We start from the raw sequence: 16,913 nt of genomic DNA, 5'->3' as shown, positions 1-16,913 counted from the left end.
GGCCGCTTTTATTACTATCAGTTAGATGACCTATCCGGTGCGCCGCCACACTTCAGGAGCCTCGCACGCGACGGCTGATCTTCTGGTATATCCTTAGCAATACTAAGTAAATAGGATATTACTGGTCCCGGGCCCAGCGAGCCGGGTAGCTCCTGGAGTGAACGCCAGGATGGTCCGCGAGGAAACGCGGCGAGGAGGAGATTATGGACAGTTTCGGCAGCACGGGTCAGCTCAAGGTAGGCGGCCGCAGGTACACGATCCGTCGGCTGGACGCGGTCCCCGGAGCCGATCGGTTGCCCTACAGCCTGCGCGTCCTGCTGGAGAACCTGCTGCGCACCGAGGACGGCGCCAACATCACCGCCGACCACGTCCGCGCGCTCGCGTCCTGGGACCCGGCCGCCGCGCCGAGCCGGGAGATCCAGTTCACTCCGGCCCGCGTGATCATGCAGGATTTCACCGGTGTCCCGTGTGTGGTCGACCTCGCCGCGATGCGCGAGGCCATGGCGGCGCTCGGCGGTGACCCGACAAAGATCAACCCGCTTGCGCCGGCGGAACTGGTGATCGATCATTCGATTATCGCCGACGTCTTTGGCCAGCCGGACGCCTTCGCGCGCAACACCGAGCTGGAGTTCAGCCGTAACCGTGAGCGCTACCAGTTCCTCCGGTGGGGCCAGGCCGCCTTCGACAACTTCACGGTCGTCCCCCCGAACACCGGGATCGTCCACCAGGTCAACCTGGAGCACCTCGCCCGCGTTGTCTTCACCAAGGACACCGCCGACGGGACGCTCGCCTACCCCGACACGCTGGTCGGCACGGACAGCCACACCACCATGATCAATGGCCTGGGGGTGCTCGGCTGGGGCGTCGGCGGCATCGAGGCGGAAGCCGCCATGCTCGGCCAGCCGGTCAGCATGCTTATCCCGACGGTGGTCGGGTTCAAGCTCACCGGAGAACTGACAGCCGGGACCACTGCTACCGACCTCGTCCTCACGATCACCGAGATGCTGCGCGCGCATGGGGTGGTGGGCCGTTTCGTCGAGTTCTACGGCGAGGGCGTGGGCAACGTCCCGCTGGCCAACCGGGCCACGATCGGCAACATGAGCCCCGAGTACGGCTCGACCTGCGCGATTTTCCCGGTGGACGCGGAGACCCTGGCATACCTGCGGCTGACCGGCCGGCCCGCGGAGCAGGTCGACCTCGTCGAGGCATACACCAAGGAGCAGGGCCTGTGGCATGACCCGAGCCATGAGCCGACCTACACGACCACCCTCACCCTCGACCTGTCCACGATCGAGCCTTCGCTGGCCGGCCCCAAGCGCCCGCAGGACCGAGTGCCGCTGCGCACCGCCAAGGCCGCGTTCCGCACCGCGCTCGCCGACTACGCCGGCCCGGTCAAGGCAGCTGCGGGTACTTCCAGTGATCTCGACGCACGCCCGTCCAACCCGACCCCGGTGACTCTCGCGGACGGCACCAGCTTCTCCCTCGACCACGGCGCGGTCGCCATCGCCGCCATCACCTCCTGCACCAACACGTCCAACCCACAGGTGATGGTGGGGGCGGCGATCCTCGCCCGCAACGCCGTCGACCGTGGCCTGACCCGCAAGCCCTGGGTGAAGACCACCCTGGCACCGGGCTCCAAGGTCGTCATGGACTACTACGAGCGCGCCGGGCTCACGTCCTACCTGGACAAGCTCGGCTTCAACCTGGTCGGCTACGGGTGCACCACCTGCATCGGCAACTCCGGGCCGCTACCGGAGGAGATCAGCCAGGGGGTGGCCGCCGGTGACCTGGCGGTGGTCAGCGTGCTGTCCGGTAACCGCAACTTCGAGGGCCGGATCAACCCGGACGTCAAGATGAACTACCTGGCGTCCCCGCCGCTCGTCGTCGCCTACGCCCTTGCCGGCACGATGGACATCGACCTGCTCAACGACCCGCTGGGCACCGACACCGCGGGCAGCCCGGTCTATCTGCGTGACATCTGGCCGAGCGAGGCCGAGGTGGCCACCGTGGTGGGCGACGCGATCCGCTCGGAGATGTTCACCGAGGACTACGGCGATCTCAGCGGTGACGAACGGTGGCAGTCCCTGCCGACCGGTGACGGCGGCACGGTGTCCCAGACCTTCAGCTGGGCACCTGACTCGACCTACGTCCGCCATCCTCCGTATTTCGAGGGGATGCCGGCGAAGCCGACGCCGCGCCCGGACATCGTCGACGCCCGGGTGCTGGCCCTGCTCGGCGACTCGGTGACCACCGACCACATCTCGCCCGCCGGATCCATCAAGCCCGACTCGCCGGCGGGCCGTTACCTCGTCGAGCACGGGGTGGACCCGAAGGACTTCAACTCCTACGGCTCCCGACGCGGCAACCACGAGGTGATGATCCGTGGGACGTTCGCCAACATCCGGCTGCGTAACAGGCTCGCCCCCGGCACCGAGGGCGGCGTCACCCGCCACCTGCCCGACGGCGAGCAGCTGGCGATCTACGACGCGGCGCGGCGGTACGCGGCTGACGGGGTGCCGCTGGTGGTGCTCGCGGGCAAGGAGTACGGCTCGGGCTCGTCACGTGACTGGGCGGCCAAGGGCACCTCGCTGCTCGGCGTCCGCGCGGTGATCGCCGAGTCCTACGAACGCATCCACCGGTCCAACCTCATCGGGATGGGCGTCCTGCCGTTGCAGTTCCCGCCCGGGGAGTCCGCAGCGTCGCTCGGCCTGACCGGAGAGGAGATCTTCACCATCCGCGGGCTCGCCCAGGTCGACGAGCGGACCCCGGCCCTGGTCGTGCAGGCCGGCGACAAGCGGTTCGACGCGATCGTCCGCATCGACACGCCTGGGGAGGCGGAGTACTACCGCAACGGCGGCATCCTGCCGTACGTGCTGCGTTCCCTGCTGTCCTGATACTTCCGGAGCAAACGGCAAGGATCACGCGCACGCGGCCGCCATGGGCGTTTTCAGCGCGCAACCCGGAAGATCCCCGTTCTCCGCCGCCGTCATGCCACACGAGCGCTCGGCGACAGGGGCGGGTGCCACCGGAATTATGTACCCACCTGGGTATGTCGCGGGGAAACAGAAGGTCACGTACCGGCCGCCGGCCGGTACGTGACCGCAACCCAATGGCTGCACCAGGCCACCGGCTGAATATTGCCAACTGTTGGGTTTGGGGGCATTGCCTGCCCGTATGAGCCACCCGATATCTTTTGGAGCTGACACCTTCGTTTCCTCAATAAAGATCAGTATTTTCTCTCGAACACACGCGTCGGACCGAAACGCCCAGTCCTGCCCCGGCCCGATGTCCCCTCCGAGCAGCCAGGGGCAGGAGCGAGATCTCGCAGCCCTGATGGTCGCCGACCGGGCTCTCCTCCTTGGTCGGTGCCTTGAGGCGTGCCAGCGGCACCGGTCCGCGGCATGTCGACGTTCTGCCTCGCGGGCGTTCGGGAAGGACGCGCGTTGCTTCCACGTGGCGTGATCCGGCTCCCCGCGGACGGCGAGCAGGCCGGTCGCGGTCGCCACCGTGACCAGGCGCCCATGAGTGCGGACGGCGACGAGCTCACCCCTTGGCGTGTCCGCCTCAGCCCACAGACCCGGCGAGTCGCCACGATCGCCGCGGTGACGACCGGAACCCTGGCCGCATCGACGGCCGGCTTCGCCGCGACGATGCCCGGCACGGGCGCCAGCGTGGCGCTTGAGCCGGTGACTGCGGCAGCGGCCACCGTCGACAGCGCCGCGATGGTCGGTGGCGGCGCGCACGGGGCCACCCTCACCGCATCCACCACCGGCCTGGCCGGCAAGATCGGAAATCCGGATCCGACCTTCACCTCGGTGTCGATCGTCGCCGATCAGACAACGGTCGCGCCGAATGCTCCCGTCGTCTTCACCGTCCGCGCCGTGGAGGTCGGGACGGGGCGTCCCGTCACCGACCAACGGGTCCGTATCGCGGTGGCAAACGGCCCGCAGTGGACCACCACCGCCCAGTTGCGGACCGACAGCACCGGAACCGCGACGATCAGTACGCGCCTGCTGTCGACCACGACCCTCACCGCGGTCTTCGACGGTACGAACGTCCTGCGTCCCTCCCTGGCCGGTGCGACCACGGTGACCGTGCGCAGCCCCACCGGCCCGGCCGGCGCCTCCGCGGGAGGCGTGGCGGCCGGGGGGGTGGCCACGGCCGTCCCGGGCAGCTCCATCGGGGAGAAAGCGGTCTACCTCGCGTCGTTGCAACGGGGCAAGCCGTACGTGTACGGGGCGGAGGGGCCCTACGCGTTTGACTGCTCCGGCCTGGTGCAGTACGTGTTCAAGCAGCTCGGACGCTCTCTGCCACGGACCGCCCAGCAGCAGTTCGCCGCCTCGCTGCGGGTGCCGCAGGCCGGCAAGCAGCCCGGCGACCTGATTTTTTTCGGGAGCCCGAGCAACATCACCCATGTCGCGATCTACGCCGGTAACGGGTACGTGTGGAGCGCCCCGGAGACCGGACGGACCGTCTCACTGGTGCCGATCTGGAGCTCGACGTACTACGTTGGCCGGGTGATGTGAGGGCTGACGAGCGGTCCGGGTGACGGGCGCGAGCCGGCCGCCGGCCCCGGCGGCCCGCTGACGATGCCGTACGGTGGCTGTGCACCGTGGCGGCGGCATCGTCAGGCTCCACGCGGGCGCAGCTGGGTGCGAAAGGGTGTCGAGGGTGACCACGGCGATCCATCCGTCCGACCGGGTGCTGACCATCCCGAACCTGCTCTCCGCGCTGCGGCTGGCTGGGGTCGGTGTCTTTCTGTGGCTGGCGTTGGGCCCCAAGGCTGACGGTGCGGCGCTGGCCGTGCTCGCCTTCGCCGGCGTGAGCGACTACCTCGACGGCAAGCTTGCCCGAGCGCTCTCGCAGACCAGTCGGCTCGGGATTGTGCTCGACCCGCTGGCGGACCGTCTCTACATCCTGGCGACGATCATTGCGCTGACGCTGCGCGACATCGTTCCCTGGTGGTTCGCGGCGCTGCTCGTCGGCAGGGACGTTATGATCATGGGGGTCGTGCCGGTGCTGCGGCGGCTCGGCTACGGCCCCACGCTGCCCGTGCACTATCTGGGTAAGGCCGCGACGTTCAACCTGCTCTATGCCTTCCCGCTGTTGTTGCTGTCAGCGGGTGACACCTGGCTTGCCACTGTTGCGCGTCCGCTCGGGTGGGCGTTCGCTGGCTGGGGCGCCGCTCTGTACTGGTGGTCCGGAATCCTCTACTGGGTGCAGGTCCGCCAGCTCGCGCGGGCGGGGAACGACAGCGAGCCGTCGGCGCCGCCCGGGAGGCACCGCGGCGAGGCCGGCCGGGCGGATGCGGAGGTGGGTCGGTGAGAGCCGTCGTGATGGCGGGCGGTGAGGGGAGGCGCCTACGCCCGATGACCGCCAACCAGCCCAAACCGCTCCTCCCCGTCGTCAACCGCCCGATCATGGAACATGCGCTGCGGTTGCTCAAGCACCACGGTTTCGATGAAACCGTGGTGACGGTGCAGTTCCTCGCGGCGCACGTCCGGACGTACTTCGGCGACGGCGACGAGCTGGGGATGCACCTGTCCTACGCGACCGAGACCACGCCGTTGGGGACCGCCGGGAGCGTCCGCAACGCGCAGGACGCCCTGCGCGACGACCGGTTTCTGGTGATCAGCGGAGATGCGCTCACCGACATCGACCTGACCGCGCTGGTTGCCTACCACCGCAAGCAGGGCGCGCTGGTCACGGTCGCGCTCAAGTCCGTTCCCAATCCCCTGGAGTTCGGGATCGTCATCACCGACGACGACGGGCGGATCGTCCGGTTCCTGGAGAAGCCCACCTGGGGACAGGTCTTCTCCGACACGGTCAACACCGGCATCTACGTGATGGAACCAGAGGTTCTCGACCACGTCCCGCCCGGGGAGCCGGTGGACTGGTCGGGAGATGTCTTCCCGAAGCTCCTCACCGCTGGCGCGCCCCTGTTCGGCTACGCGCTCGACGGCTACTGGGAGGACGTCGGTACCATTCCCAGCTTCCTGCGGGTCCAGGCTGATGTGCTCAACGGCCAGGTGGACGTGGAGATCGGCGGCTTCGAGGTCTCGCCGGGGGTGTGGGTCGGCCGGGACGCCGACGTCCACCCGGAGGCGGTTCTGTCGGGCCCGCTGGTGATCGGCGACTACACGAAGGTCGAGGCCGGTGCCGAGCTGCGTGAGTTCACCGTCATCGGCAGCAACGTGGTGGTCAAACAGGGCGCCTTCCTGCACCGGGCGGTCGTCCAGGACAACGCCCTGATCGGGCCGCAGGCCAACCTGCGGGGCTGTGTGATCGGCAAGAGCACCGACGTGCTGCGGGCCGCGCGGGTCGAAGAGGGCGCTGTGATCGGCGACGAGTGCGTGATCGAAGAGGAGGCGTTCGTCTCCAACGACGTCATGGTGTACCCGTTCAAGACCATCGAGGCTGGCGCTGTGGTTAACACCAGCGTCATCTGGGAGTCCCGCGGGCAGCGCTCGCTGTTCGGCCCCCGGGGGGTATCGGGGCTGATCAATGTCGAGATCACACCCGAACTGGCCGTCCGCCTCGCCAGCGCCTATGCCACGACCCTGCGTAAAGGATCAACAGTCACCACGGTCCGGGACAGCTCCCGGGCGGCCAGGGCGCTCAAGCGAGCGGTGATCAGCGCGCTTACCGCGAGCGCGATGGACGTACGGGACCTGGAGGTCGCGCCGATGCCGGTGGCCCGCTTCGACGTCCGCACCTCCGACGCGGCCGGCGGCGTCATGGTACGCACGACGCCGGGGGACGCCGAACGGGTCGACATCAGCTTTATGGATGCCGAGGGCGCTGATCTCTCGCTCGGCGCACAGCGCACACTCGACCGGGTCGTCAGCCGCCAGGAGTTCCGGCGGGCCTTTCCCAGCGAGATCGGGGAGCTGCGCTTCCCCGCCCGGACCGCCGACATCTACACCCGTGACCTGCTGGACCAGGTGGACATCTCGGGTCTGGCCGAAGGCAACCTGAAAATCGTGATCGACCCTGCGGGGGGAGCGACCTCGTTGGTGCTGCCCACCCTGTTGGGACGCCTCGGGGTGGATGTCCTCACCGTCAACGGCCGGCTGGACGAGACCGTCCCGGCCCAGACGCCGGCCGACCGCCGCCGCGCGCTGGACCGTCTCGGCGCGCTCGTCGCCAGCTCGCGGGCTGCCTTCGGCGTCCGTTTCGACAACGCCGGTGACCGCATCACGATCGTGGACGAACGCGGCGACCTGATCGACGACGAGCGGGCGCTGCTGGTATTTCTTGATCTTGTCGCGGCGGAGAACCGGGGAGCCGAGGTGGCGCTGCCCGTCACCGCCACTCGGGTCGCGGATCAGGTGACCCGCTTCCATGGGCTGACGGTGCGGCGTACGTCGCTGTCAGCGGCCGACCTCACCCGGGCCGCCTCCGCCGCGAACGTCGTGTTCGCCGCGGACGGCCGTGGGGGATTCGTGGTGCCCGAGTTCACGCCCGCGATCGACGGCTTGGCCGCGTTCGTCAGGCTGGCCGCTCTGGTCGCCCGGACCCGGCTGACCCTGAGCGCCATCGACGCGCGCATACCGGCGGTGTCGGTACTGCGCAGATCCGTGCCGACGCCGTGGGCGGCCAAGGGCATGGTGATGCGGCGAGTGGTGGAGGCGGTCGACTCCGACAGCGGATGCACGATCGACACCACCGACGGCGTCCGGGTGATCCTGGCGGATGGCTCGTGGGTACTGGTGCTCCCCGACCCGGCTGAAGCTGTCACCCATCTGTGGGCCGAGGGCCCCGACGCCACCACGGCGGAACAGCTCCTGGACTACTGGAGCGCCCTGTTCGCGGCCGGCGATTTCATCGACGATGATCGTTCACAGCGGGAGGCCGGTGCCGAGGGCTGACGCGGCCGGCGCTCGCCCGGCCGGTCCGCTGCTCCGCCGGGTGGAAGAAGAGCGGGACAGCGGAAGAGTGGAACAATGGCCACGGCTCCAGCGCGCCGCGATGACCTTCCCAGGGCTGCCGCAAGCCGCGTCCGACGCTCTGGACCGACAGTGGGACCGACAACTGGGAGGCGATACCCGGTGTACCCGGAGGACCTGAAATACACCACGGAGCACGAATGGATCCGGGTGAGCAGCGACATCGCGCGGGTGGGTATCACCTCGTTCGCGCAGGATGCGCTCGGGGACATCGTGTTCGTGACACTGCCGGCGGTGGGCGACCGGGTGCGGGCGGGTGAGCCGTTCGGCGAAGTGGAGTCCACCAAGAGCGTCTCTGACGTCTACGCTCCGGTCTCCGGCGAGGTGATCGCTCGTAACGAAGTGCTCGACAGCACTCCCGAGCTGGTCAACTCCGATCCTTATGGTGAAGGATGGCTCGTCGAGGTGGCGGTCGACGATGCCGGGGCGACCGCGGCCCTGCTCGACGCCGTCGCCTACGCCCAGCATGTGCAGGGAACCTGAGAGCGCCCGGCAGCAACAGAAAGGATCTGCCCGTGTAGCCTACCGGTCAGATCAACGTTATGCGGGCGTAGCCAGCCCCCTCTCTTTTCGCGGTAGTGGACCCGATGCACTAGCCTCATTGTGCGCCGGGAGGGCGGTGCGAGGCCGGGATGTCACGGTCCGTGCCATCCCCTCCGGCTTCGGGGACGTCCGCGTGGTGGGTGTCTCCGAGGAGGAAACAAATCTTTCGCCACCCCAGGAAGGTGGCCCGAGCGGCCGACCCAACCGCGCCCGCGGTGGTCCGGCAGGAAGCAGACGCGACCGTGTTCTGCACGAGGTGCGGACAGCAGAACCCGACCGATGCGCTGTACTGCGCGCGGTGCGGGTCGCCACTGGTACGTCCAGGTGAACCCGTCGCGCCGGAACGACCTGCCGAGCAGACTTCCACGCTCAACCTTGCCGCGGCCTTGTCGGGTATCGAGGGTGACCACGTCGATGAGTCGACCGAACGGGACGCCGTCGCCGCCGTTGACGCGCTGCCGCCGGGTTCCGGTTTGCTCGTGGTCAAGCGGGGTCCCAACGCGGGCAGCCGCTTCCTGTTGGACGCCGATCTGACAACGGCGGGCCGGCATCCGGAAAGTGACATCTTCCTCGATGATGTGACCGTGTCCCGCCGGCACGCCGAGTTCCATCGGTCTCCGTACACGAAGGGCTTCGCCGTGCGTGACGTCGGCAGCCTCAACGGCACCTACCTCAACCGGGAGCGGATCGACTCGGCCGAGCTGTCCAGCGGTGACGAGGTTCAGATCGGCAAGTTCCGGCTGGTGTTCCTGACCGGATCGATCATGGCGACGGGTGGCGGGGGGCGCCAGTGAACCGGGGGTCCCATCGATGAACGCCGGTCAGGCCGCGACATCGCCCATGCCGATGCCCGCTCGGGGGCCGGCGGGTGGTTCCACCGCGAAAACGCTCAACATCGGCGAGGTGCTCGACCGGCTGCGGCTGGATTATCCCGACGTGACGCTGTCCAAGATTCGATATCTGGAGGCGGAAGGTCTTGTCGTGCCAGCTCGTACCACTGCGAACTATCGCAAGTACTCACCTGATGACGTTGTCCGGCTACGCTATGTACTCGGCGCGCAGCGGGAACGCTTCCTGCCGCTGCGAGTGATCAAAGAAGAGCTGGAGTCCCTCGACCGGGGTGAACAGCTATGTGAACGGCCTGGCCCCCGTGTGGTGCCACCACCCCCGCCCCGCGTCCTGGACATGATCGTCGAGGCCGGCGAGACGGTGCGGATGTCGCGGCGAGAGCTGCTCGCCGCCACCGGCGTCACCGACGACCAGCTCGTCGAACTCGAGCAGTACGGGCTGCTCGCCCCCCGCCCGGGCGGCAGCTACTTCGACGGGGACGCGCTGGCGGTCGCGCGCACGTTCGCCGCGCTGAGCGCCTTCGGGATCCAGGCACGTCATCTGCGCTCCTCACGGGTCGCGGCCGACCGGGAAGCCGGCCTGATCGAACAGGTGGCGGCACCCCTGCGAGGCCAGCGTGACCGGCTCTGTGGACACGCGCAGGACACCGTGGACGAGCTCGCGGGCCTGCTGGTCCGGCTGCACGCCGCGCTGCTGCGCTCGCGTCTGCGGGCCGGGCCGGGCGGATGAGGCTGGCCTGGCGTGTCCTTCGGGCAGGCTCACGGGGGCCGACGCGCGGGCGGGCACCTATCGTGGGAACTGGGGCGGAAGACGTCCACAGTGACCGATCTTTCCGGAAGCACCAGGCACGCTGACGAACTCCAGCGACGGGGATAGTGTCACCCGGTGGGCATCTACAGTTTCCACTCAGATCATCCTGTCCTGCTCACCCGTGCGAGGAGGTAGATCGGTGCATCGGCTGGACATCGTCGGCGTTCGTGTCGAGCTTCCGTCGAAGCAGCCGATCGTCCTGTTGAAGGAAGTCGAAGGTGAGCGTTACCTGCCCATCTGGATTGGCGCGGTGGAAGCGACCGCCATCGCGTTCGCGCAGGAAGGCATCACGACCGCTCGTCCGATGACCCATGACCTTATGCGTGATGTGCTGCAGGCCCTGCAGACGGAACTCACGAGGGTGACGATCAACGATCTTCAGGACGGCGTGTTCTTCGCGACGCTCGTGTTCGGGAACGGTATCGAGGTCTCAGCCCGGCCGTCGGACGCCATCGCGCTGGCCATGCGCATGGGTGCGCCTGTCTACGGCGAGGAGTCGGTGCTTGCGGAAGCTGGCATCACCGTGCCCGAGGATCAGGAACAGGAGCAGGAGAGCGAACTGGAGAAGTTCCGGGAGTTCCTGGACACGATCTCACCGGAGGACTTCAACACACCGGGTTCCTAAGAGCGCCCGAGGACAGGGCGTTCGATCAGGAAGCGGCGCCCGGGCGGATGGATCGCGAGCCAGACGCTTGTGGCGACGGCTTCGCGGGCCGTTGCGGCACGTGTGCGATTCTATCCTCACAGGGTTGGGATCGACGCGCTTTCGTACCGCCGCGGGACACGTCAATCCTGATCATTGATGCGGCCGTCGCGGGCTCTTACCGTCGAGTCGAGGTTACGGGCACGCCCTCGGCGAGAGCGTGAGCGGCGGTCGTGGAGCGGGGTGCCCGGTGGGTCTAGGAGCCGGTTGGACGGATGGCGACAGCGATGATCGGACGGCGATGATCGAGCAAGGTCAGCTCTTCCCGGACGATCTTCCCCAACCTCCTGGCGATGATGTCGGCTACCGGGGGCCCACCGCGTGTGCCGCCGCGGGGATCACCTATCGCCAGCTCGACTACTGGGCCCGTACCGGGCTTGTCCTGCCGAGCGTGCGCGGCGCCACGGGCTCGGGGAGCCAGCGGCTGTATTCCTTCCGGGATGTCCTGGTGCTGCGGGTCGTGCGCAAACTGCTTGAGGCGGGGGTCTCCCTGCAGAACATCCGCGCCGCCGTCGACTGCCTGCGTGTCCGCGGGATCGAGGATCTTGCCGAGGTCACCCTGGTCAGCGATGGGTCGACGGTGTACGAATGCATCTCCGACGATCAGGTCATCGACCTGGTCCAGGGCGGGCAGGGGGTCTTCGCGATCGCGGTCGGCCGGGCCCTGCGGGACATGCGCGGGCAGCTGTCCCAGCTGCCGACCGAGCGTCCCGAGCGCCCGGAACCGGCCGGGCCCCCGGCACACGCCGGGGTCGGTCATCCCGGGGACGAGCTGGCCGACCGGCGCGGCCGGCGGAGCTCGGCCTGAGCCGGCGGCCCGGCTGAACCGACGGCGGCCGGGAGCGACGCACCCGCGGGCGGGAGCGATGTTCCTGGACCGGGCCCGCGAGGACGGGGAGCATGAGGCGATGACCTCGTCCGGTAGCGTCACATCGGCGCAAGCCCGTCCAGTCAGGGGAAAACCCCGCCTCCGTCGGATCTCGTCGCTAGGTTGGTTCTACCGGTAGGTCACTGGTCGGCAAAGACGTCGCACCACCATCGGCGTGCCATCAGCTTGATCGCGGGGAGGTCGCGGTGCCGGGCACTCGGCGAGTGCGGACGCTGGTCACCGGCATCCAGGCATGCTTCGGCGAAGCCCTGAGCCTCGCCGACCGGCTGGAGGCGCTGGCGGACGAGGTCGAGTCGGTCCAACCGGACACGCATGCTACGGCGGCGGATACATCCGCTCTCGACCGGGCCCGCCAGTCCGATGGCGCCTGGCAGGCCGTGTCCGCGCCGGCTGAGCGGGTGCCGATCGCGATCAGTACCGCGGCCGTGATTGCCCGTGGGCAGGCGTCCGCGCTGGCTGGCGCGGACTGGTCGGCGCCGGTGTGGGCACCGATCCGCCCGGCCGGGACCGCCGGGCACCCGGCGCCGGGTGCGCCCGGCAAGCCCGGTCAGCCCGGGTCCGCGCGCGCGAGCGTGGACGAGCCCTACCGGCCTGGCCTGTGGCGGGTCGGCAGGGTGATCGTCCCACCGTTGCTACCCGGTGGGGCCGCCGCCGAGGTCCCGCTCGCTGTCAGCTTGCTTGACGGTGCCAACCTGCGCATCGTGGTGGACCGCGACCACCGTGGCGAGGGGCTCGGTGTCGTGCGCGGCCTGCTCACCCGTGTTCTCGCGGCGGCGCCGGCAGGGTCGGTACGGGTCGTCGTCTACGACCCGTATGAGCTGGGCGCGGGGCTTGCGGGGTTCGCCGCGCTGCGGGCCGCCGGGGTCGTCAGCCCCACCATCACCACCCGGACCCGCCTGGAAGGCGCGCTCGCCGAGCTCTCCACGGAGGTGGGACGCATCACGGTCGACCGGCTCGGTGGCCGCTTCGCCTCGCTGCGGGAACGGGAAGCCGCCGGTCTGCCCCGGGCCGAGCCCTGGCGGCTGCTGGTGTTGCTGGCCTGGCCGTCCCTGGCCGATGACGCGGCCCGGTCGTTGGCCGCGGTCGCCGCCCAGGGGCCCGCGTGCGGTGTGCACGTCATCGCGCTGGTGGAGGAGGGCGCCGCGGCAACCGCCGTCCGGCGGGGGCAGGACACCCTGGCGAACGCCGAGAGCCTGTGGCTGACCCACGGCACCGGGAGCCCTGCCGCCGCTGGCCCCCGCCAGCCTGGCCGCGACCAGCTGAGTTGGCGCTGCTCACTGTCGGGCACGTTTCCATGCGACCTGGATGAGCCGCCTCCCCCCAGCCTGGTGGCCGCGGTGGCCGAGGCCGTGGCCACTGCCGCGACCGACGAGGCTGTACGGCCGCTGAACGCACGCGCTCTGCTGCCCGAGACGCTGTGGAGCTTCGATGCCGCCGGCGGTCTGGCCGTTCCGGTGGCGTTCGGCCCGGACGGCCCGGTGACGTTGCGGTTCGACGACGACACGGTCCACGCGCTGGTCGGGGGACAGGCCGGAGCGGGCAAGTCGACCTTGCTGCTTGATGTGGTGTACGGCCTGGCCGCTCGCTACGCGCCCGAGCAGCTGCGGTTCCACCTGCTCGACTTCAAGGAGGGCCTGGAGTTCGCCCAGTTCGCCCCCCGCGATGATGATCCGTTCGTGTTGCCCCACGCGGACACGATCGGGATGGACAGCGACCGGGAGTTCGGGGTCGCTGTGCTACGCCATGTCCGCGCCCAGATGCAGCATCGCGCTCTCGCGATGCGGGCTGCCGGCGCCCGGGACCTGCGCGGCCTGCGGATCGCGCGGAGCGGCGCCGGCTGGCCGCGGATCATGATAGTGATCGACGAGTTCCAAGTGATGCTGACGCCGCTGGACGCGGTGTCGCGGGAGGCTGTCTCGCATCTGGAGGTGCTGGCCCGGCAGGGGCGTGCCTATGGGATCCACCTGCTGCTCGCCAGCCAGACTCTGTCGGGCATCGACGCCCTGGACGCCACGGCCGGCAAGCGGGGATCGATATTCGGCCAGTTCGCGCTGCGTATCGCGCTGCGTACCTCGATCTCGGAGTCACGGGTGCTGCTGTCGACCACCAACGAGGCGGCCGGAGCGCTGGCCGGTGTGGGTGAGGCCATCGTCAACCGGCGTAATGGTCATCCGGCCGGCAACGAGCTCGTCCGGGTCGCCTATCCGGAGCCGGCGATGCTCGCGGCACTGCGCGCGAACCTGTCCCGGGCAACCGCGGCCGGCGGCGCGGGCAACCGGCCACCGAAGGTCTTCGTGGGCCATGCCCCGGCTCTGCTGGATGACAACCCGCTCTTCCGTTCGCTCGCGGGCACGCCCGTTCCGGTCGACCGCGCCGGCCCCGACCCCGACTCCGGCGAGGCTGACCGCGGCGCGCTGCTTCCCGGTGACCAGCACGGTTCTGGTGACCAGCACGGTTCCGCCCGTCGGGACGCGGGGGAGACGGCCGAGCCGTTGGCGCTTGTCGGAGTTCCCCTCGACCTGCATCCCGCCGCCGTGGGCGTACGGCTGTCCCCACTGCCAGGACGTAACCTCGCGGTCCTGGGGCCGCTGCGGCGTGAGGCCGTCGGCGTGCTGCATGCGGCTGTCACGAGTCTCGCGGCCCAGGCCGGGCCGGGCGGCGTGCGGGCTGACATCGTCGCCGTCACCGGCGAGATGCTCCCGGCGGCCGGCATCCTCGCGGCCCGGGTCCGTGCTCTCGGCCAGGAGGCCGAGCTGCACCCCCCGGCTTCGCTGCGCCGCGTGCTGCAGGAGATCAGCGAGGCGGTGCGTGCCCGGGAGGAATCCGCGCTGGCTCTCGGGACGGACCTGCCAGGGCCGCACTCCGGGCCGCTCCAGCCGTGGACCGCCGCGGGGACGCGGGAGGAACCGGCGGTGCGCCGCTTCCGGCCCGCGCGGCTGCTCGTCCTGTTTGCCGCCGATGCCGGGCGTGCGGTCCTGGAGGCCAAGAACCCGGCCACCCGCCGCTCCGGCCTGGACGATCTGCGCTTCGTGACCCGCCGGGGCCCGGGCCAACGGGTGCACCTGCTCGGCTGGTGGCGTGGCCCCGGCCGGCTACTTGATGATCTTGGCCCTACGCATCGCGATGATATCGGGGCATGGGTCGCGGTCGGGGTTCCCGGCAATGACCTGTTCAGCCTCGCCGGCAACCGGTCGGTCACGGCTGCGGCGAGCGTCAACCGGGCGGTCCTGTTCGACCGGAACAACCAGGCGGAAGCACGCACGATCATCCCCTTCGCGCCGTTGCGGCAACCTGTGGACGCGGCATGACCGGGCCGGTCGTGGGTGTTGGCCACAACGGCCAGCGGAACTCACCCCCGGCCTCCGGCATGACTCACGATCACCGAGCGTTGATTGATCTGGTCGAGCAACCGGGTGCGTCGCTCGCTGTGCCAGCCGAGGGGCCCGGCCATGGCAGCGGCAACGCCCGTGACCCCGATCTCGACGATCCGAGGACCGCGGCCGCGCACTATCGCGCGCTGCTGGGTGAGCTCGATCAGGCCCGGACCAAGGTGGCGGACCAGGTACTTGCGGGCCAGGAACGGCGCGCCGCGCTCGCACGGGCGCACCGGGACTCCGCGCAGGCGATCCGGGCCAAAGTCGAAGACGCGTGGCGGACGATGGCGGAGCCACTCGCGCAGCATGGCATCAGCGACCTCGACCAGCTCCGCCCGTCCCCGGTGCCGGATGCCGACGAGCGTGCCGCGTCCGGTGTGGCGCTGCCTGAGCACACCGGCCGGTCATCCATGCGGGCACAGCACCGTCGTGCCGGTGACGGGGGCCGCGGTCGTCCCACCGGCACAGCGCTTGAACGCATCACCCGCTCGGGACGGCCCGCCGCGGGAGCCGGCGATCCTGTCGCGTTCGACCCGGCCGGAGCTCCGGCCCGTGCGCACGAACTGTGTCTCACCGCGATGGGGCACGCGGCCGAGCTACGGGCGATCACGCGGGCCGGCTCGACCGCGTCCGCGGCAATCGTTATCGGCCTGGCCTGCCTGCTGATAGCCGCCGGGGTGACCGCGGTGCGGGTGGTCTTCGGTGTCGCGGCGCTTGCGGCCCTGCTTGCGACCCTCGCCGTTGCCGCACTGGTCGCGGGCGTCTGCGTGGCAGCCCTCACCGACACGGGCCGCGTCGAGACAGCCCGAGCCGCGCTGCTTGGAGCGGGTACGGCCGGCGCCGCGGTGCTGGCGACCGCTCGGGTCACGCCGCTGGACCCACCCGAGGTGATCGTTTCTTTGGTGGTGCTTGCGCTTGCCGTCCGTTTTGGGCTCGGCGTCGGAGCACCGCGAGATCCGCGGCGTCAGTGAACCGGCGGTTGTCCGGATCCGATCCCCGCGGCGGTGACAGAAGAAGGGCAGGATTTCCGTGACAAGCACCATCGCCGACGTCAAGTCCCAGCTTGGCGAGGCATTCAGGCGCACCGATGAGGTCACCGGCCAACTGGACGGCGCGTTGACCATGATTGAAGAAGCGCAGGCGATTGTCCTGGCCGCGACCGACGGCAGCGCCCACCGGGCCGTGGAGCAGCTGACGAGCGCTCTGATGGAGACGCGCGAGCGCATTCAGGAGTCGCTGGCGGCCCTGGGCTCCGCCGTCCAGGAGGTCCGCGACTACAGCGATGGCCTTTAGCGCGCCCGGCAACAGGGGACGCGGCGTCGCGAGGCTGGGGCGCACATACCCGCAGCATCGCTGCCTGGTGGCTCCCCGCGCTGCCTTGCGGTGCCCACGCACCACCCCGCTTCGTGATCCACACACCTGTTGTCGGGTGCTTCGAATTATTTTGCGGAAATTAATATAATTAAGTACGATAAACTGTCACAGCCGGTTGTCAATGTGTCGTGGATGAAGATCTGGGTAACAATTCCGCAGGTTGCCCGCGACGCGGTGCATCCCTTAGCGGGCCTTACTAAAGTCCGAGTTGTCCAGCTGGCCGCCAGTGGCGTGATCACAGTTTCTTCCGTGTCGCCGGAAGATCGAGAAAGGCGAGGAAAGTTGCCGGTGGTGCGATCATGACTCCTGCCATGCCGCCGGCGGCCCAGGGGAATACAACGCGTGGAAGTTCACGGGTCCGGCATCCGATCGGCGCCGCTGCCACGCGACTGAGGAGGCCGCACCATCGTGCCGCTAACCAG

At 69.4% G+C, this 16,913-nt stretch carries 12 protein-coding genes; all 12 read left to right on the top strand.

What is annotated here, in order from left to right:
• The first annotated feature begins 203 nt into the window (after positions 1 to 203).
• The 12 genes from acnA (at position 204) to MJ797_RS07475 (ending at position 16,410) form a co-directional block, all read left to right on the top strand.
• Positions 204 to 2,894 carry an aconitate hydratase AcnA gene (gene acnA, locus MJ797_RS07530; RefSeq protein ID WP_239333126.1) on the top strand — a complete coding sequence of 897 codons (2,691 nt, stop codon included), beginning with the start codon at positions 204 to 206 and terminating at the stop codon, positions 2,892 to 2,894.
• A gap of 507 nt (positions 2,895 to 3,401) precedes the next feature.
• Complete coding sequence (locus MJ797_RS07525; RefSeq protein ID WP_239333200.1) at positions 3,402 to 4,526, top strand: C40 family peptidase; 1,125 nt, start codon at positions 3,402 to 3,404, stop codon at positions 4,524 to 4,526.
• Positions 4,527 to 4,671: 145 nt separating this feature from the next.
• Complete coding sequence (locus MJ797_RS07520; RefSeq protein WP_239333124.1) at positions 4,672 to 5,325, top strand: CDP-alcohol phosphatidyltransferase family protein; 654 nt, start codon at positions 4,672 to 4,674, stop codon at positions 5,323 to 5,325.
• A gap of 11 nt (positions 5,326 to 5,336) precedes the next feature.
• On the top strand, positions 5,337 to 7,871 hold the full coding sequence (locus tag MJ797_RS07515; protein WP_239333198.1) for a mannose-1-phosphate guanyltransferase: 2,535 nt from the start codon (positions 5,337 to 5,339) through the stop codon (positions 7,869 to 7,871).
• 180 nt (positions 7,872 to 8,051) lie between these two features.
• Positions 8,052 to 8,432, top strand: coding sequence for a glycine cleavage system protein GcvH (gene gcvH / locus MJ797_RS07510; RefSeq protein ID WP_239309463.1), 381 nt, complete (start codon positions 8,052 to 8,054; stop codon positions 8,430 to 8,432).
• Between the two features lie 302 nt (positions 8,433 to 8,734).
• Positions 8,735 to 9,286, top strand: a complete 552-nt coding sequence (locus MJ797_RS07505; protein WP_305039691.1) for an FHA domain-containing protein — start codon at positions 8,735 to 8,737, stop codon at positions 9,284 to 9,286.
• 16 nt (positions 9,287 to 9,302) lie between these two features.
• Positions 9,303 to 10,070 (top strand): MerR family transcriptional regulator, encoded by a 768-nt coding sequence (locus tag MJ797_RS07500; protein ID WP_239333122.1) that lies wholly within the window; start codon positions 9,303 to 9,305, stop codon positions 10,068 to 10,070.
• A gap of 220 nt (positions 10,071 to 10,290) precedes the next feature.
• Positions 10,291 to 10,776 carry a bifunctional nuclease family protein gene (locus MJ797_RS07495; protein WP_239309468.1) on the top strand — a complete coding sequence of 162 codons (486 nt, stop codon included), beginning with the start codon at positions 10,291 to 10,293 and terminating at the stop codon, positions 10,774 to 10,776.
• Between the two features lie 319 nt (positions 10,777 to 11,095).
• Positions 11,096 to 11,662, top strand: coding sequence for a MerR family transcriptional regulator (locus tag MJ797_RS07490; protein WP_239333120.1), 567 nt, complete (start codon positions 11,096 to 11,098; stop codon positions 11,660 to 11,662).
• Positions 11,663 to 11,928: 266 nt separating this feature from the next.
• The gene (locus MJ797_RS07485) at positions 11,929 to 15,051 is read left to right on the top strand and encodes an FtsK/SpoIIIE domain-containing protein (RefSeq protein ID WP_239333118.1); all 3,123 of its coding nucleotides are present in this window, start codon (positions 11,929 to 11,931) and stop codon (positions 15,049 to 15,051) included.
• On the top strand, positions 15,048 to 16,088 hold the full coding sequence (locus MJ797_RS07480) for a hypothetical protein (RefSeq protein WP_239333116.1): 1,041 nt from the start codon (positions 15,048 to 15,050) through the stop codon (positions 16,086 to 16,088). The genes MJ797_RS07485 and MJ797_RS07480 overlap by 4 nt, the downstream gene beginning before the upstream one ends.
• 58 nt (positions 16,089 to 16,146) lie before the next feature.
• On the top strand, positions 16,147 to 16,410 hold the full coding sequence (locus MJ797_RS07475) for a hypothetical protein (RefSeq protein WP_239309475.1): 264 nt from the start codon (positions 16,147 to 16,149) through the stop codon (positions 16,408 to 16,410).
• Positions 16,411 to 16,913: the final 503 nt, after the last annotated feature.

The sequence above is a fragment of the Protofrankia sp. CiP3 genome (genome assembly GCF_917627345.1).
In the GTDB taxonomy this organism is placed as follows: Bacteria; Actinomycetota; Actinomycetes; order Frankiales; family Frankiaceae; genus Protofrankia.
Note: the sequence above shows the minus strand (reverse complement) of the source record. Positions and strands in the feature narration are given on the sequence as shown.